Origin of the sequence: Frankia sp. Cppng1_Ct_nod, from assembly GCF_920656135.1 — a bacterium.
Taxonomy (GTDB): domain Bacteria; phylum Actinomycetota; class Actinomycetes; order Frankiales; family Frankiaceae; genus Protofrankia; species Protofrankia meridionalis.
Window position 1 is genome coordinate 1 of sequence record NZ_CAKKTK010000002.1, and the last position, 17752, is coordinate 17752.

Sequence of the window (17752 nt, forward strand, 5' to 3'; positions counted from 1 at the left end):
AGTGTGCGACTGGCCGGTGGCGGCATGCTGACCATCGCGGACACGGCGATCGCCGGGCCGGTGCTGGCCGCGCTGCGGCCGTCCGCCGTCGTCCTCGGCGTCGTCGAGCCGCACGGCAGCGCCCGCAACACCCTCGCCGGCAGGGTCGCCGGCCTGGAACTGCTGGGCGACCGGGCCCGTATCGCACTTGACACGACCCCGCCGGTGCTCGCCGACGTCACCCCGGCGGCTCTCGCCGAACTGCGTCTGGAACCGGGCATGACCGCCTGGGCGTCGTTCAAGGCGACCGACATCGAAACCTACCCCGACCCGGCGGCCGGCAGCTCGACCATCGGGACCGCCGGCGGAACCACATCCGACATGTGACGACGCGGGTCGTTCACACATTGCGGGTCGTTCACATATTGATGTGGCGCCCGACGGATCGGACGCTACACCGGCGACCACTAAGATCGGCGCGGGACCGGTTCTGTGCTAATCGCCGACCTTGATGGGCGTGACGGAGACCACACCGAAGACATACCGGCCGCCTTTGACGTCACCGGGGGCGGTCAGGCGCGGGCCTTCACTGTCAAGGCCGACACCGTCCTGGCTGTCGGCGAGCAGCACTTCCTTACCACCGAAGCCTGGGTCGATTTCCGGCCAGGACAACACCGACTCGTAGCCGTTTTCAGGACGTCGAGGAGCAGGGGGCCGGTGTAGGCGTGGTGCTCAAGGCCCTTACCGCTCTGGAAGTCGACGACCTGGGTGTGCTGCGGGAAGGCACGGAGGTTGGTGAAGCCGAGCCGCAGCCGATGGCCGACCCTGCCGTTCACGACCACGTATTTGCGTACCGTCTGCGTGGCCGAAACCGCGGATGTCGACTGGCGATGGTCGGGCCTGCCGGCCAGGTGGAACTTCCCTGCACCGATACAGGGCGACTCGAGGGCACCAACCGGCTCCGGCTGAAGCCTCCACAGTCTTGTTGATCGGAGAAACAGCTGGAGGCAGATTAACGGCATCTCCGTGGATACGGAACAGATAGCTTTAAGGATCTTTAAATGAGGAGATCTTTGAGGATCTGTACCGCAGGTGAGGATCCCTGATGGGTGTTTGCATTTTTACGGAATGTTACCGATGGGGATCGGTAGCTGTTGGAAGTTGAATCGTTACGGTTCGGCGTTCCCCGTCGGTGCGCGACGTCGTGGACCGTGAGCCACCGGCTACGCGGATCACATCCCACGTGGATCCGCAACAGCGGTTATTTTTCGATCTAAGATCCGTATATGAGGAACGGTAGGGTCGTCGTGCCCACCATCACCGTGACTTGCGATGCCTGGCGGCTCGGCAGTCATGCGTACGTCCCACATCTGCCTGCCTTCCGGGGCGGCGCGAACTCCTGCTGGGGCTACCGACGCCACGCAGTTGCGGCTACGCATCCGGCGCGGTTGGGGCGCAGGCCCGTCCGACCGGCCGTGAGAACGCATGCGCGACCGCGAAGCCGGCGACGCGGGCGCTTACGATCTGTCCGCACCCTGACCCGCCAGTCGCCCTCCGACGATCCGTCGTTGTTACTTGTTGGGCATTACGGGTAGCGAGGTTGACGATGTGTGTGGCTGGTGTATGAGAGTGGGAGCCGTTGGCTCCTGGCCAGCGTCCCGAACTGATGAGGTAGATCAATGGGCTTGAGTATCCGCAACCGGCTCGCGGGAACCGTTACCGAAATCACCAGCGGGGCGGTGATGGGCACAGTGATGATCGATGTCGGTGGCGGGCAGCGCATCACAGCCGCGGTGACCATGGATGCGGTCAAGGATCTCGGGATCTCGGTGGGCTCCGCCGTCGATATCCTGATCAAGTCGACGGAGGTCTCCCTGGCCACAGGTACCGTCGCCGGTCTCAGTATCCGTAATCGGCTACCCGGCACCGTTTCCAGTCTCGAGACCGGTAACGCAATGACGGTCGCGCACATCGTCCTCGAGGGTGGTGGTGAGATCACAGCGGCGATCACCCGGGCCGCCGCCACCGACCTCGGTCTCGCGCCGGGCTCCACCGTGACCGCTCTGATCAAGTCGACGGAGGTCGCGCTCTCTGCCGCTTAGACCGTGGGTGTCCATGCCGGCACGGGCTCCGGTGCCCGACCCGGGCCGACATCGACACGGAGGGTGTGGGCTGTTGGTGTTTGAGTAAGAGCGCCCGAGGATAGGACTGTCCGGCTCGCGGCTCCCCGCATCCCGCCCGGCCGCGTTGTCGTCAGTCGGCGCCCAACACCAGGGCGCCTTCCTCCTCCGCCTTGCCGGATCGGGCGCGGATGAGCCGCTCGCTGATCGAACGCCCTATCCTCGGGCGCTCTAAGCGTTATTGCCGGCGCGCCGGGTCGGGCGGCTGATCCTGGTCGAGCACCGGGACCGGTTCGCCCGGTTCGGCGCCGGGTATGTGGAAGCCGGGCTGGCCAGCGTGACGCGGAGAAAAGCTACGGCGTCCCGACCGAGCGGTAGACGGCGGCGGTGCGCTCGGCCGTGCGTCGCCAGGTGAAGGTGCGCGCATGGGCCTGTCCGGGCTCCGGGTCGGGCTCACCTTCGAGGACGCCGATCAGCGCGTCGGTGAACGCGTCCGCGTCCGTCGGCGGTACCAGCCGTACGGCCGTGCCGGCCACCGGGCCGACGACCTCCCGGACCGCGGGGATGTCGGAGGCGACCACCGGGGTGCCGGTCGCCAGCGCCTCCAGCGGAGGCAGGCCGAACCCCTCGTAGAACGACGGGAAGCACAGCGCGCCGGCCCCGGCGACCAGCTGACGCAGTTCGTCGGTACCCACATAGCCACGGGCGATGACCGATCCGGCCGGCAGCCGTGACAGGTCGAGGGCGGGCCCCCAGCCGGACGGCCCAACCAGCACCAGCGGCGGGGCGTCACCGATCTCCGCATGCAGGCCGCGGACCGCCTCCAGCAGGGTCGGCAGGTTCTTGCGCGGTTCCAGGGTGCCGACGAACAGCAGGTACCGAGAGGGCAGGCCGTGGGCGGCAAGCCAGCGCCGAGGCGGTGGGGAGGTGTCGAACCACGCCGCCTCCACCCCGAGCGGTGTCACGGTGACCATAGCCGGGTCCAGCCGGTAGGTGTCGACGACCTCGGCCGCGATCGCCTCGCTGGGGGTGATCACCGCGGCGGCGCGGCGCAGGCCCCGCGGGACCAGCTCCCGGTAGCGGGCCGATGCCGCGCTGACCGTCCCGGTCAACTTCAGATACGCCAGGTCGTGGATGGTCAGCACACCACGGGCCCGACGCGGCGGCGGCAGTACGAAGTTCGTGGCGTGCACCACGTCGACCGCACCTGTCAGCCACTCCAGCCTGGGGAGTTCGCTGCGTGCCCATGCCTCGTGCATGAGACGGGCCGGGACCCGGCGCGCGGCGCAACGTACCCCCGGCGGCAGCGCCGAGGCGAACCCGTCGAGTCCACGCCAGGTGAAGGCGGTTGCGGCCACGTCCAGGCCGGGCATGGCCGGCAACTCGGAGAGCAGGTGGGCCGTGTAGCGGCCTACGCCGGTGCGCGGGCCGAGTAACGGCGTGCCATCCAGGATGACCCGCATCGACCGTGGTCCTTTCCGTGTCAGTCGGAGTCCGGATCAGGGAACCTGGCGGGTCGGCGGGTCAACGGGCGTAGAGCTGATGGCGGGCGGCGATGTCCCGCCATCGGTCGGCGAATGCCGCGTCCGAGTACTCCTGGGCGCGGGCGATGGCGCTCGCGGCCAGCCGCGCCCGCATCCCGTCCTCGGTGGCGAGGCGTCGGGTGAACGAGGCGAGCTGCTCCGGGGACGTCCAGCGGAAGCCATCGAGCCCGTGGCGGACGATCTCCCGTTGGCCGGCGCGGTCGATCACGACGGGGACGCATCCGCCGGCCATCGCCTCGACGGTGGTCATCCCGAAGTGCTCGGCCGTCCAGGGCCGGCGCTGTGGGTCCTCGCCGTAGCCGGTCGCGGACCAGAACACCGAGCAGGTGGACAGCAGCCGCTCGACCTCGTGGCGCGGGGCGTTCGGGTGGATCTCGACAGGCAGATCGCGGCCGGCTTCCCGGATCTTCTCCAGGTAGGGGAGCTGGGAGTCCTCGCACCCGCCGACAACATGCATCCGCCAGCCCGGCAGTGCGCCCGAGCGGTACAGTTCACCGAACCACTCGATCATCTCCAGTTGCCGTTTCGCGTGCCCGAGACCGGGCGCGAACAGGCGTCCGACGGTCAGGACCGCGCGTTCCCGGCTCTCGGCCGGGGTGAGGCGCTCCACCTGGATCGGCGGGTAGAGGATGTCGGCGTCGTGGTGCCACAGCCGGCGGACCCAGTCCCGGGTGTAGACCGAGTTCGCCATCACCACGTCGTACGCGCCGAGGTAGCCGAGGTCACGCGGGTCCGCCAGCAGCCAGGGGAAGCGCAGTCCCAGGCGGGCCCGGACCCCTTCGCGTTGCTCGGCCACCCGCGGCCGGCTGACCGCCACACCGAGCTGGCGTACGTCCCGGGATGCCGGTCCGTGCGAAGCGGGGGTGAACGTGTCGCTGGCGAGTGTCAGCTCGGCCCCGGTGGACGATGCGGGCAGTGCCACCGCGACCTGCGTGAACGCTGCGCCGACCTCGATGGCGGCGAGGGTCTGCCCGTCGGCGTCGAGGACGCGCAGATGTGCCGTCCCCGTTGCTCCGGGACGGCCGATGTCGGCGCGCAGTTCTCGGGCGCCACCGGCCGCGATCGACAGGACGCCTTCGCCGTTCGTCCAGATCCACTGGCGGCGACGGCCGCCTTCCGGTGGGTACCAGCCTGTCCCGCAGGTGACGGCCGGGCGGACGCCACGCAGCAGCGGGCCGCAGGCACGGACCGCGACCTTCCGCCAGGGTGACGTGTCGTGGTCGACCGGGGTCGGGAAGAAGCACAGGTATGCCGCGTGTCTGGAGCGGGGAACGATCCGGCTCATGTACGAACCGTTGACGAACAGGTCGTAGTCGGCGCTGAGCGCGGCGATGGCGTCGTCGCCGCGGTCCGGAACGAGGCGGTAGCGACAGCCGGACAGGTCGAGCCCGAGGTGAGCGGCGAGCGCGTCCATGTCGACGTCGGAGTGGCCGAGAATGTCGACGCCGGCGCCTTCGGCGGCGAGCACCTGGGCGATCATCCCGCTGTGGCGTTCCCCGCCGCCCATGGAATGCCAGAACCGGTTGTAGACGGCGACACGTACCCCGCGGGCCGGACCCGGCGTGGCAGCGGCTTGCGCGGCGTGCTGCGTCTCCCCCGGGTCGGGGGGATTCTCCGCCGGATGGTCGGCCCGCTGCTGTGCGGTGGTCCGCGTGGTGTCCTTCGGCCGGCTGGTCGCCGGGGCTGTCGCCGCCTGCTGTGTTGTGACCGAATGTCTGGTCATCGTCGCACCAGCCAGTTCTCCAGCTTGTGGCGGTGCACCTTCGCGGTCCGTGTGATCGCTCGGCGTCGGGCGATCATGGTCGGGAGCAGGCGCAGGTAGGAGGCGATGACGGTGAGTCGTAGCCAGATCGGCCTCAGCGCCGGCCGGCTACGGGCCGCCCATGCCTGGCGGAGCGTCCGCACGGCGATCGAAAACGTGGTCAGCGGGTAGCGGCCGACCGCTGCCAGGGCGATTCGAGCACTCGCGTTCTTGCTGAGCATCAGCAAACGGTTACGGTCGGTGTGGAAGACGAACAGCGGAGACCACTCGACGCTGGACGCGGAGTGGACGTGCCGCAGTATCGCGGTCGGGATGTAGCGGATCGCATAGCCGCGGGCCCGGATGCGCCAGGACAGGTCGGTGTCCTCGTAGTAGAGGAAGAAGTCGCTGTCGAACCAGCCGAGTTCACGCCCGAGCGCCGTTTGGATCGCCATGCCGTTCCCGCAGGCGGTGAACACGTCCTCGGGCTCCGCGAACTGCCCGGTGTCGATCTGCTGGTAGCCGCGGTCGGCACCGTAGCCGTCCGCGAGGACGATCCCGCCGACATTGTTGATCACATCGACGCGCTCCACCCCGTCCGGGACGGTCAACTCCACGGTGGACGGCCGGGAGTCGGCATCCAGGGTGGCGCAACCACCGTCCCAGCTCAGCGTGACGGGTTTGCGTGTCTCGCCGGCGAGGGTGAAACCGAGCGTCACGGGGCCGCCGTCCGGTACCGGGACGCAGAGCTCACCGTCGCCACGGGTCCAGAAGAACGGCGCCTCCGAACCGCCTTCGGAGCCGAAGGTCAGCTTCTCCCAGAGGACCTCTCGCAGGACCTCCCGCCCGTTCACCGTCACCGACGACACCCGCACGCCGAGCGTGCGCGAGTCGTGCGGACCCGGGGTGAACGTGGGGGTCGACAGCCGCAGCCGCAGGAAACGGGGGAGGAACACGACCTTGCCGGTGACCGCGCCGAGGCGCTCGCCGTCCGCGGCGGTGAACGGGGCCAGCAGATTCGCCAGCCAGTCCGGCTCGGGCACCGCGTCGTTGTTGAGCAGGACGGCGTATGCGGTGGTGACCTCGCGCAACGCGAGGTTGTTGCCGCCGGCGAAGCCGAGGTTCACCCCCGAGGGGACGATCCGGACCGAGGGGTAGCGCTCGGCCAGCAGCGTCCGGGAGCCGTCCAGCGAGGCATTGTCGACGACCCATGTCTCGAAGGCGAAGTCGGTTACCTGTTTGGCGAGTCCGTCCAGGCAGGCGGGCAGCAGGTGCGCGCCGTTCCAGTTCACGATCACAACCGTGGCAAGCGGGCCCGGGTCGCCGGGAGGACGGGTGCTCATGTGCGGGTTCTCGCCTCGTAATCGACTTTGAGCAGACCGCCGGGCTGCGACCCGCTGATCCCGAACAGGTCGTCGAACCGCCGGCGGGTGATCACATCACCCGTGGCCGCGTCGGAGACGTGCACGCTGGTCGCGAACGCGCCGAACAGCTCGGGGAGTTTCGGCACGGTGAAGTCCACGGTGAGGGTGCCTGGTGTGCCCGGCACGCCGCCGGAGGGTGTCTCCATCAGCCAGATCGGCAGGTCGTCCTGGCCGAGCACGTATACGTGCAGGTAGAGCCGGTCCGGCGCGTCCTCGGCCACGTCGAGGGTGATGCTGAGCGTGAGTTTCTCGCCCGGATCGAACTGGACCTGCGGTGGCCTGCCCGGGTCCGGGGCGAAGACCACCGAGATGGGCCGGACGCTGGCGTACTCGTGGGGCACCGGGCCGTTAGTGGGCAGGCTGCCGAGCCGCTGCCGGAGCAGTCGGGTGCCGATGCCCGGCGCGCCATCGAAGATCAGCGAGCCGGATTCCAGGACCAGGATCCTGTCGCACATGCCTTCGATCAGGTCCAGCGAGTGTGTGACGAACAGGATCGTGCGTCCTTCGGCCCGGAACTCGTCGATCTTTGCCAGGCACTTCTTCTGGAAGGCCTCGTCCCCGACGGCCAGTACCTCGTCAACGAGCAGGACGTCCGGGTCGACATGGACGGCCACGGCGAAACCGAGCCGGACGTACTGGCCGGAGGAGTAGTGCTTGACCTCATTGTCGATCTTGTGGGGGAGCTCGGCGAAGTCGACGATCGAGTCGAACATCCGGTCAATCTCGCGCCGGGACAGGCCGAGCAGCGAGGCGTTGAGGTAGACGTTGTCCCGTCCCGAGAGCTCACCGTTGAAGCCGGCGCCCAGTTCCAGCAGGGACGCGATCCGCCCGGTGACCGAAACCTCGCCGTTCGTCGGGCGCAGGATCCCGGCCAGCACCTTCAGTAACGTGGACTTGCCCGAGCCGTTCGCCCCGGCCAGCCCCACGGTCTGGCCGCGACCGATCTCCACGTCGATGTCGCGCAGTGCCCAGAAGTCGTCCCCGCTGGCCTGCCCGCGACGGACGAACAGCTCCTTGAGGCTGGTTGCCCGCCGGTGGTAGGAAACGAACTTCTTCCCCACGCCGGTCGCCCGGATCACGACCGGCGCGCCGGAAGGTCCTTCGCCGCGCGTGTTTCCGGCCAGGGCGGGAGGCGGGGTCTGACGCGGGGTACCGGTGCTCGGCAAGCCATCCACGGACAGGGACACGGGCTCGGCCGCGGCGTCCGCCGCATCCGCGGGAACGCCGATCACGGCCGGCTCGGCTGGTGACTGCTGCGCGGACACGTCCATACCCTCCTCGGGGCCTGCGGAGGCGCGGAAAAAATCATGATCGCACCTCGTTTCGGCCCGTCAACTTTCGGCGTGGGCCGGCTACAGGTCTTCGGCGAAGTCGGCCTGCAGGCGGCGGAACACATGCACTCCGAACCAGAGCAGGGCCAGCGATATCGCCCCCGCGATGGCGAGATGTTCGAGATAGAACAGATAGCCGGGATCGGCCAGGATCGTCTGCCCGTTGGCGGGGTTGACATACGGCGCCTTGTAGATCGCTCGCTGGAAGGTCGCCGTCACCGTCGCCATCGGGTTGAGGAAGTAGACCCATGTCCATTCGTGCAGCACCTTGCGGATCAGCCCGACCGGATACACGATCGGATTGACCCAGAACCAGGCGAGCAGCGCCACCTCCAACAGGTGCTCGGTGTCGCGGTAGCGGACGTTGAGCGCGGACACCAGCATGGACAGCGCGACGGTGAAGATCATAACTACCGCGAACGCCGGTACCAGCAGGAACAGCCCGGGTCCGACGAAGCTGTAGCCCAGTGCCGCGACCACGACGAAGAGCACGAAGAGCTGCAGGACGAAGTGGACGAGGGCGAACCCGACCGCGGACAGCGGCAGTACGGGTAGCGGAAAACGGACCTTCTTCACCAGGTTCGCGTTGAAGACCACGCTTCCGCAGGCCGCGGACACGCTGGCGGAAAAGGCGTTCCAGATCAGCAGGCCGGACATCAGGTACACCCCGAAGCGCGGCACCCCGCTCTTCATGATGACCTGGAAGACGAGGGTGTACACGGCCAACAGCAGCAGCGGGTTCGCCAGTGACCAGGCAAACCCGAGGGTCGACCCCTTGTACTTGACCTTGAGGTCCTTGCGGATGAGGTTGCGCAGCAGCTCCCAGCGCACCCGGGTCTGAGCGCGGCTGCGGCGTTCCAACGTCCGCGGCTCCGGCGCACGCAGAGCCGGGTCCTGCCTGTCCGGCTGGGCCGCGGGTGCGGACCGCTCGTCAATCAGGTTCGACACCGGCAACCTTCCGTGAACCGCGCCCTCATGGCAAGGCAACTTCTGTGACAAGGCAACATCCGGCGCGCTGGAGACGATCCACGCCACGGATCGACACACGGTGACACGTGAGCCGGGTAAGGCACTCCGGTGACCGGAGGTCCAAAGCCGATTCATAGTATCGGGCCGTTCAGTCAGCTCCGGCCGGCAGCCGTCCCAACACCAGCGGACACGGGCCGGCCCGTCGGAGGTCGCCGCGGTGGCCGCCTGTGGAGGACGCCCGTGTTCACCGACGTCCGGCTTCGTGAGGTCTGGTCCCAGCTGGAGTCCGGGGGGGCTGAGGTCCTGACTCTGGACGTGTTCGACACGCTGCTGTTGCGCCTCGTGCCCGAGCCCGCCCATGCTTTCCTGCTGCTCGGGCATCGGCTGGCTGCGGCCGGGCTGCTGGCGCCGTCGGTGTCCCCCGCGCAGTTCGCCCAGCTCCGGGTACATGCCGAGACCCGGGCACGCCAGCGCAGCAAGTCCCTGCGTGACACGTTGGAGGCGCGTCTGGACGAGATCTGGTCGTTGCTGCTCCCAGCCCTTCACAGCAGTGACAGCGTTGATGATCTGGTCATGCTGGAGGTCAATCTGGAGCGGGACGTCTGCCGGGCCGACCTCGCCGTCGCCGAGCTCGCCGAACTCGCCATCACCAAACTCGGCCGGCCCGTCTACCTGGTCTCCGACACCTACTTCTCCCCGGACCAGCTCGCCCGGCTGCTGCACCGGCCGGAGCTTGCGGGCATCAGATTCACGAAGATCCTCACATCCAGTCATGCCGGGATGAGTAAGAGCGACGGTCTGTTCACCCATGTCCTCGCGGATGCCGGCGTCGAGCCGTCCCGGGTCGTCCACCTCGGGGACAACCCGGTGGCCGATGTCGAAGGCGCGCGCGAACACGGCATCGTCGCCGTCCACTACCCGAAGTACTCGGGTGGGTTGAAGACGACGCTGGCCCTGGAAGGGATGCAGGCCGGGCCTACCTCCGACACCCCGATCGACCCGGTGCACGGCGACTACGGCATGACCGCGCTACGTGCCCGCACCCTGCACCGCGCCGATGCGGCATCGGTTCCGCCAGGTCTACGACGCCACTGGGAGACCGGCGCCACCGTCTTCGGCCCGGTGTTCGCCGGTTTCGGCGAGTGGGTCGCCGAACGCGCGGCGGCCTACGGAGTCGACCGGGTTCACTGCCTGATGCGCGAGGGGGCGTTTCTCGCCCGGGTGATAGAGGAGCCGGGCCGCGACCGCGGGGTCGAGGCGCCCACGCTGTGGGCCTCCCGGCAGGTGTGCGCGCTGGCCAACGTCTTCGAGGGAAGCCCGCAGGAGTTGCGGGGCTTCCTGGTACGGCGGCGCGCGCCGAGCGTCGGGCAGCTGCTGCGCCAGCTCGGGGTCGGACTGGACGAGGTGACGGGGCTGTCCGCGCTCGCGGAGCGGCGCCTAGACGTTCCCGGTCTGCTGGAGGACACCCTCGAAGCCCTGTGCGGCGACGAGCGGGTCCGTGCCGAGATCGTGATGACCGCGAGCCGGCTGCGTGAGCGCTACCTGCGTTACCTGGACTCCCAGCTCGGTGATGCGGACACGATCGTCGTCGTCGACCTGGGCTGGGGCGGCACCATCCAGGCGCTGTTGCAACGGCTGCTGCGCGCCTCGGGCCGTGAGGTCGAGGTCGTCGGCCTGTATCTGGCGACCAACGTCGCCGCCCAGGCACATCGCCTTGCCGGTCTGCGGTTGGAGGGCTATGTCGCCTCCGGGGGCGAGCCGGACGCCCTGTTCGCCCAGGTCATGCGAAGCCCCGAGGTGCTCGAGCAGCTCTGCATGCCCGATGTCGGTTCGCTGGTCGGCTTCGACGAGGCCCGCAATCCCGTTCTCGGTACCGACCACACGTCACGGACGCAGATCGCGCAGCGTGTCGCCGTCCAGGACGGGGTGCTTGCCTACCAGCGGGAATGGCTGCGCTACCGCCGGTCGGAGACGCCGATGCCGTCCCTGTCCGACGACGGGGCAAGGCTTGCGGCCCTGCGCACGCTCGCGCGTTTCGTGAGTCGGCCCACCCCGGAGGAGGCGTTCGCATTCGGGGTGTGGGCGCACGATGACAACTTCGGGTCCGACGTGTCCGAGGGGCTGCTGCCGGCAGACCTCCTGCGGCGGATGCCCTACCTGACCCCGGCCGATCTTGAGAAGATCCCGATGCAGGAGCTCTACTGGCCGGCCGGGGTGGCGGCCGTGGCGAACCGCCCGCTGGCCGTCGTCAGCGGACTGGCCGCGTCCGCCGGGATCTGCGCGGTCGAGGTCTCCCCGGAGGCAGCCGCCGGGCCGGTCGAGGTCTACGTCGATACCGGGGCGGACTTCGTCAACGGCCCGAAGAAGGCCGCGGTCACCCGTTCCGGACGGGACGGGCTGTCACTGGTGCGCCTGCGGGTCGACGGGGTCGGCGTCCGCCGTGTGCGTGTCGACCCGGCCGGCCGGCGTGGGCTGATGAGGCTGGACTGGCTGCGGCTGTCCTTCCACCTCAACAACGCCGCCGAGCCGTACCCGGTCGAGATCACATCGGTGCTGGACGACGCCCGTCTGCATCTCGTCGGAGCACGGGCGTTGCAGTCGAACCTGATCGAGATCGTCAGCGACGACCCGCAGTTCGTATACGCCCTCGACTCGGTGTCGCAGGCGCATCTCGCGGCGACCTACGCCATTGATGTCGAGATCGCCTTCGGGTGGCTCGGGATCCGTGCCGATGAACTGAGGATCGTCGATCGGCAGGCCGCGGCCATGCCGCTGCCGCGTCGTGCCGTCCGTCGACTCCGGCGTGAACTCGACGGCAGGTTCTGACCGTCGGCGTTTCATCGACAATGGGTGAGCAGCCCGTTTCCGCAGGTACTGCGGGGTGACGGATGTGTCCGCGGTGATGGTGGGTAGGACAACCCCGGTGAACCCGGAGAGCTCAGCGAACCGGCCCACGAGGGACAATCTGGTCGATCGCGACGAGGCGGTCGCGGTGGACGAGGTGGACGGGGTCGCTGTGGACGATGGAGCTGTGGACGGCGCCGCCGTCGGTGATGTCACCCGGAACGAGGAGTTCGGGCGCGGTGCGGGTCTGGATGACGGTGCGGGTCTGGATGACGGTGCGGGTCTGGATGACGGTGCGGGTCTGGATGACGGTGCGGTAAGGGTTGTCGACGATGGAGGTGTCGGCGACGCGGTTGTCCCGCGTCCGGTTGCCCCGGACGGGACTGCCCGGGACGGGGTTGCCCGGGATGTCGACCCGGCCGGGCGTCCGTCCCTGAACTCGCCGTGGTTCGGTCGTCCCGCAGGTGACCGTCCTGGCGGACCGGACAGCGACGGGCTCGTCCCGACCGCACAGGGCACATCCCCACCGCCCGCGGACCCCGACCGGGGCGAGGCCCCTGGCCTGAGCGACCGGGACGGCCCTGAGGAGCCCGAGCGCTGCGAGATCGGTCTCGACAAGCCCGGGTTCACGGTCGAGTCCGTCACGGAGCGGACCCGAAGGCCGCTGCTGCTGCACTCCCTCGCGGAGCTGCGCGAGGTGTGGCTGCCGCTGCTGGAGGCTGCGGGGACACGCAGCGTCGTCGAGATCGGTGCGGAAAGCGGTGTCACCACCTCGCTGCTCGTGGACATGCTGCGACGTCACGGCGGTGGCAGGCTGCTTGTCGTCGACCCCGCCCCCGAGGTCGTCCCCGAGTCCGACGACGGCGTTCACATCGAGGTCGTAAAAGGCTACAGTCCGCAGGCGCTGGTGGGGCTGCCGCTCGCTGACACCTATCTGATCGACGGTGATCACAACTTCGCGACGGTGTTCGCTGAGCTGTGCACCATCGACGAGGCGGTCGGTTTTCACGGTGGCGATCATTTTCCGCTTGTGGTCCTGCACGATGTGGGCTGGCCCGCCGGGCGCCGAGACCAGTACTACGTTCCCGGACGAGTCCCCGAGTCGGATCGTCAGCCGTATTCGTGGGACCTCGGGGTCCGGCTGGACAGCGTCGACGCGGTTCGGGGTGGTTTTCGCGGTGAGGGTGCGTTCGCATGGGCTCTGACCGAGGGCGGCTCCGGCAACGGTGTCCGTACCGCCGTGGAGGATTTTGTCTCCCAGCGCCCTGACCTGCGCTTCTACATGGTTGCGCCGATCTTCGGTCTGGGCGTGGTCGTTGACCGGCGGGCACCATGGGCAGCCCGGGTCGGCGACCTTCTCACTCCCTGGACGCGTAACGGGCTCCTCACCCGCATGGAACGCAACCGTTTGGATCTTTACCTCCGGGTGCTGCACCTGCAGGACGAGATGACCGAGGCGGCCCGCCTGCGGCAGCGAGGGTGGGCGCAGCTCGACGTGACCCTGGCTGAACATGCCGCGCACAGGCTCCGGCTGCTGGACGCTGTCGCCGAGGCCGAGCGGGCACTGGATGCCGAGCGCCGGACCTCCCAGCAGTTGCGCGCGGCCTTGGCGGACGAACCCAAGCTTGTTCATACGGCCCGCCTGGCCAACGCGGTGCTGAAGTCGCGCATCGGTGATCCGCGCCGCTTCCGGGCGGTGCTGTCGATCCGCCGTGGTCGGTGACCGATCGGACCGCGGTCAGCCGGTGATGGGCGGTGTCGGTGGCGCGGGCGGTGGCGCGGGCGGTGGCGCGGGCGGTGGCGCGGGCGGTGGCGGGGTTGGCCGGGTACGGCCGGCGCGCCACACGGCCACGGCAGTCAGGGCGGCGGCGGCGACGGTGGCGGTGAAGACGAGCTTCACCCCGGTCGGTGCCCACGGTGACCAGGCGGCCATGGCATGCCAGGACCCGGTGAGCCCGCCGCCGTCGGGCCGCCAGAAATGGTTGACGACCAGGCGGACGGACTCCCCCTGGATGGCGGCGGCCCCCGCGACGGCCGCCGGCGGCGTCCACCGGGCGAACCGGTGCCCGAGTGCGGCGGCACCGGCGCCGATCAGTACGGCGACCCCGGTGAAACCGGTGAACAGGTAGCGCCCGGAGACTGCGGTGATGTGCGCGGTGTCCGCGACATGGATGGCTGCCTGACCTCCGACGAGAACGAACAGGGCGAACGTGGGCCACAGCATGAACAGCAGGTTCGTCCGCCCGATCCGGTCATGGGCGCGGATCATGCCGCAGGCGGCCAGGCCGAGGACGACGGTCGAGGCGGCGAGTACCACCGACCACGGTATGTCGACCTCGTACCAGCCGATCGACCCCCACCACCGACCGAGCAGGGTTTCCGACATCCAGGTCCAGTACACGTCCCAGTTCCCGCCGACATACTCGCCCGGCGGGAAACCCGGCGTCTGCGGTTGGACCGTGCCCCATCTGAAGATGTTGACGAACCACCACCAGCCGCCTGCCGCGATCGCGAGTCCGCCGAACAGCGCGACCGGTAGCACCGGGAAACGTGCGCCGCGCAGCCACCCGGTCAGGTATGCGGCGGCGACCATCGGGATCAGCACCACCGCGAAGGACTTCGTCAGCAGGGCGAGCCCGGTGAACAGACCTGCCCAGCATGCGGTGCGCGCCGACGTGTCCGCGCTCAGCACGTAAGCGACCGTCACCGTGACCAGCCCGCCGAGCAGGACGAGCAGATTGTCGTTGTTGACGGTCGAACCGATGTGGGTCAGCTGCGGTACGGCGAGGGGTGTCAGGGCGGCAACGGTCGCTGCGGCCGGGGAGGGACTGAGCCGCCGCATGGCCGCGTGGGCCAGCAGCGGCAGCGGCGTCACCATCAACACGCTGATCATCCGTAACAGACCGATGGTCACGTCCCAGCGCAGCGTGTCCCCACCGCCCGGGATCGCTTTGAGGATCGCCGCGCCCACCCAGTAGTACAGCGGCGGATGCTGGACGATCTGCTGGACGGAACCGAGGGGTTGCCACCGGTGGGCAAGGGCGTTCCAGGCAGGCCGCTGTGCGCGGGGGACCGCGTCGCGTTCGGGGATCGGATGGACGGTGAGCCCGTAGGGGTTGTCGCGGCTACCGAACGGCGATACCCGGATGGCTCCGACACCGTCCGGTGTCACGACCGCACTGCCCGGATGCGGCCATCCCCTGCCCTGCACAAGCCGCATGACCGCATCGACCTGGTTCGGTTCGTCCGGTGCGTGGTACTGGGGTACCAGGACCGACCAGGAAGCGAGCAGCAGGCCGAAAAGCATGGTGATCAGCCAGATATGCCCCGGGGTCCGGCGCAGGAGCCGAAGTGGTCCGAACCGGTCGGGTCCGGCGCTGTGACCGGACGGCTGTGCCGCAATGGTGGCGGGCGGGGTCTCGAGCGAGGCCTCCATCACAGCGGACAAGGAGCTGTATTCCCTTCCGGTTGCGGATGGCTGCCATAGTACTTAGTGGTCGGAATGGACGCCCAACCGGACGGTGATTGTCCGGCTGTCAGCGGGTGGCCACGGTCGCAAAACCACAGCCGGGCCTCGTCGGAAAATGCCGAAGAATATTCATGAATTCAATGATTCGCATGCTTCGACCGCTCCGGCCGCGCGTATCGGAATTTGCCGTGTGCCCGATATTGCGAATGCTCCGGGTGCGCGAAAGGATACTATCGGTGATAGTCTGCGGATGTGTCGTTATCGCCGGCGTCCTTGCTGCCTGCGCCCTTGCTGTCGGCGCTCCTAATGCCAGGAGTCGACCTGGCCGACAGCTTTGGCCGGCGAGCCGGCGACGATCGTCTTCGGCGGAACGTCCCGGGTCACCACGGCGCCGGCCGCGACGACGGCGCCCTCGCCGACCGTCACGCCCTTGAGAACGATCGCCCCGGTGCCGATCCACACGTGGTCCTCCACGATCACCGGAGCGCTCATGGGCTGTTCCACGCCGTCCACGGTCATGGGGTGGAAGTCGTTGTCGAGGATCTGGGTGTTCCAGGAGACGGTGCATCCGGCGCCGATACTCACCCGTTCCCGCACGAGGATCTTCGCGAAGCCGTTGATGTTGGTGCCGTGGCCGAGCTGCAGCAGTCCGGAGTCCACTACGATCCGGGTCCCGCGCTGAACGGACACGATCCCCTCGCAGCGCAGCCGTCCTTCGGGATGGATCCGCAGGATGGAGGTGTCCCGGCGGGTCGAGATCCCGAACGGCCCGAGACCGACCCGCAGGGCCGCGCCCTCGGCGAACTCGATGCGCTCACGTCCTTCGATCACGGTCGGCGATCCGATCCAGATCGGCTGCCTGTGCGCGAGCGGGTAACGCAGCCCGGCGGCGAAGGACAGCGCGGACGTCTCCCGCCCGGGGCGCAGCGTTCGGACGTGCCGGGCGTATTCACGAAGATCGCTCACGAACTGCCGGTTGAGCTGGTTGACGTGACTGCCGAGACGCTCATTGAGCCCACCCATGGCCGGTAAGCCTAACCCGTATGCCGGGGGTGATCGCGAGCCCGTTGCGCTGCCGCCTGCCCGACGTTCCCCGAACTCCCGATGATCGCGTTTCGCCGGCGGGGGTCGGTACGGGCCTCCGTTGCCGGCCGGTTGTCGTGCCGTGCGATTCTGGCAGGTAGACCGATGTAACCGAGGCAAAGGAGTGTGGCCCGACCCGAGGCCCCGGTTGATCTCGGCGGCACCGGCGAACCTGTAGTTCCCGGCCGGCTATCAGGAGTCACATCGACGTGAGTGTCAATATTGTCCACGAGGCTGTCGGTACCGGTGCGCCCACCGTCGGCTGGCAGCGGTCCGGGGTCGGATCGGTGCCGGAGATACCAGCCGCGCCGTACGTGACGGTCGTCCTTCCGTGTTACAACGAGCAGGACCACATCGTTCGCGAGCTCGACCGGATCACCGCGGCAATGGACGCGAGCGGTTACAGCTATGAGCTGTTGGTTATCGACGACAAGTCGACTGACAATACCCTGCCCTTGTTGCGGGGTGTCACGCATCGGTACCCCACGATGCGGCTGATACCGTTCCGCCGCAATGGAGGGTCGGGCACCGCCCGCCGGATCGGTACCCAGGACGCCCGTGGGACGATCGTGGTCTGGACGGATGCGGACATGACCTACCCGAACGAGCGGATTCCCGAGTTCATCCACTATCTTGACGCCAATCCCGACGTCGACCAGGTTGTCGGTGCGCGCACCACCGAGGAAGGCACCCACAAGTGGGCCCGGGTGCCGGCCAAGTGGTTCATCCGAATGATCGCGCAGCGGCTGTCCGGGACGAAGATTCCCGATCTGAACTCGGGTCTGCGGGCGTTTCGGCGGGAGGTCTCCCTGCCGTATCTGCGGCTGCTGCCACCGGGATTCTCCTGCGTGACAACGATCACGATGGCGTTCCTGTCGAATCAGCATCCCGTCGACTACATCCCGATCGACTATGCGAAGCGGTCGGGAAAGAGCAAGTTCCATCCGTTCCGCGACGCGCGCCGTTACATCCTTCAGGTGCTCCGGATGGTCATGTACTTCGATCCGATCAGGGTGCTGATGCCGATCGCTTTATGGATCATGGGGCTGGGCTTTGTGAAACTGATCGTTGATCTGATCCGTTACGACCTGCGGGTCACCACGTCCACGCTGCTGGCGATTCTTGTCGGTTTTCAGATCGTGGTGCTGGCCCTGATCGGCGACCTGGTCGCCCGATCGCGCAGTGACACCTGACAGCGGGTAACCGTGAACGGGAAACGGCGAACGGGCGGCCGTGAACGGGCAACCG

Annotated in this window: 13 protein-coding genes; 5 read left to right on the forward strand and 8 right to left on the reverse strand. The window is 68.3% G+C overall.

Translation table 11 applies throughout. The annotated features are described in order from the left end of the window. Positions 1-366: TOBE domain-containing protein (locus NBW77_RS00830; protein WP_250279138.1), on the forward strand; the 366-nt coding region annotated here is incomplete at its 5' end. 108 nt (positions 367-474) lie between these two features. Here the strand turns inward: NBW77_RS00830 and NBW77_RS00835 are convergent. Further along, on the reverse strand, positions 475-651 hold the full coding sequence (locus NBW77_RS00835; protein WP_165485862.1) for a hypothetical protein: 177 nt from the start codon (positions 649-651) through the stop codon (positions 475-477). A gap of 1007 nt (positions 652-1658) precedes the next feature. On the opposite strand from NBW77_RS00835, the gene NBW77_RS00840 reads away from it, so the two are divergent. Further along, positions 1659-2081 (forward strand): TOBE domain-containing protein, encoded by a 423-nt coding sequence (locus NBW77_RS00840; RefSeq protein WP_131745664.1) that lies wholly within the window; start codon positions 1659-1661, stop codon positions 2079-2081. A gap of 371 nt (positions 2082-2452) precedes the next feature. Here the strand turns inward: NBW77_RS00840 and NBW77_RS00845 are convergent, their stop codons facing one another. The 5 genes from NBW77_RS00845 to NBW77_RS00865 form a co-directional block, all read right to left on the reverse strand. After that, the gene (locus tag NBW77_RS00845) at positions 2453-3562 is read right to left on the reverse strand and encodes a glycosyltransferase family 4 protein (RefSeq protein WP_250279139.1); all 1110 of its coding nucleotides are present in this window, start codon (positions 3560-3562) and stop codon (positions 2453-2455) included. Between the two features lie 61 nt (positions 3563-3623). Beyond that, entirely contained in the window at positions 3624-5366 is a 1743-nt protein-coding gene (locus tag NBW77_RS00850; protein WP_502799408.1) for a glycosyltransferase, read from the reverse strand. Continuing rightward, positions 5363-6727 (reverse strand): glycosyltransferase family 2 protein, encoded by a 1365-nt coding sequence (locus NBW77_RS00855; RefSeq protein ID WP_131745665.1) that lies wholly within the window; start codon positions 6725-6727, stop codon positions 5363-5365. Before NBW77_RS00855 ends, NBW77_RS00850 begins: the two co-directional genes overlap by 4 nt. Continuing rightward, complete coding sequence (locus NBW77_RS00860) at positions 6724-8073, reverse strand: ABC transporter ATP-binding protein (RefSeq protein ID WP_250279140.1); 1350 nt, start codon at positions 8071-8073, stop codon at positions 6724-6726. Before NBW77_RS00860 ends, NBW77_RS00855 begins: the two co-directional genes overlap by 4 nt. Positions 8074-8160: 87 nt before the next feature. Beyond that, complete coding sequence (locus NBW77_RS00865; protein WP_131745667.1) at positions 8161-9087, reverse strand: ABC transporter permease; 927 nt, start codon at positions 9085-9087, stop codon at positions 8161-8163. 261 nt (positions 9088-9348) lie between these two features. Between NBW77_RS00865 and NBW77_RS00870 the strand changes: the two genes are divergently transcribed. Together NBW77_RS00870 and NBW77_RS00875 are read left to right on the forward strand one after the other, a co-directional pair. Next, positions 9349-11934: an HAD family hydrolase gene (locus tag NBW77_RS00870; RefSeq protein ID WP_131745668.1), complete on the forward strand. Its 2586-nt coding sequence runs from the start codon at positions 9349-9351 to the stop codon at positions 11932-11934. A gap of 97 nt (positions 11935-12031) precedes the next feature. Continuing rightward, positions 12032-13675, forward strand: coding sequence for a class I SAM-dependent methyltransferase (locus NBW77_RS00875; protein WP_250279141.1), 1644 nt, complete (start codon positions 12032-12034; stop codon positions 13673-13675). Between the two features lie 15 nt (positions 13676-13690). Here the strand turns inward: NBW77_RS00875 and NBW77_RS00880 are convergent, their stop codons facing one another. Both NBW77_RS00880 and NBW77_RS00885 read right to left on the reverse strand, forming a co-directional pair. Continuing rightward, complete coding sequence (locus NBW77_RS00880; protein ID WP_242605638.1) at positions 13691-15391, reverse strand: glycosyltransferase family 39 protein; 1701 nt, start codon at positions 15389-15391, stop codon at positions 13691-13693. A gap of 333 nt (positions 15392-15724) precedes the next feature. Next, entirely contained in the window at positions 15725-16444 is a 720-nt protein-coding gene (locus NBW77_RS00885) for an acyltransferase (RefSeq protein WP_250279142.1), read from the reverse strand. Between the two features lie 356 nt (positions 16445-16800). Here NBW77_RS00885 and NBW77_RS00890 point away from each other — a divergent pair, with 356 nt between their 5' ends. After that, positions 16801-17697, forward strand: coding sequence for a glycosyltransferase family 2 protein (locus NBW77_RS00890; RefSeq protein WP_175324660.1), 897 nt, complete (start codon positions 16801-16803; stop codon positions 17695-17697). Positions 17698-17752: the final 55 nt, after the last annotated feature.

What these genes read in the sequence shown, in the direction of transcription:
- NBW77_RS00850 (WP_502799408.1), bottom strand. Translation starts at nt 5,366, where the DNA reads ATGACCAGACATTCGGTCACAACACAGCAGGCGGCGACAGCCCCGGCG.
- NBW77_RS00840 (WP_131745664.1), top strand. Translation starts at nt 1,659, where the DNA reads ATGGGCTTGAGTATCCGCAACCGGCTCGCGGGAACCGTTACCGAAATC.
- NBW77_RS00885 (WP_250279142.1), bottom strand. Translation starts at nt 16,444, where the DNA reads ATGGGTGGGCTCAATGAGCGTCTCGGCAGTCACGTCAACCAGCTCAAC.
- NBW77_RS00845 (WP_250279139.1), bottom strand. Translation starts at nt 3,562, where the DNA reads ATGCGGGTCATCCTGGATGGCACGCCGTTACTCGGCCCGCGCACCGGC.
- NBW77_RS00855 (WP_131745665.1), bottom strand. Translation starts at nt 6,727, where the DNA reads ATGAGCACCCGTCCTCCCGGCGACCCGGGCCCGCTTGCCACGGTTGTG.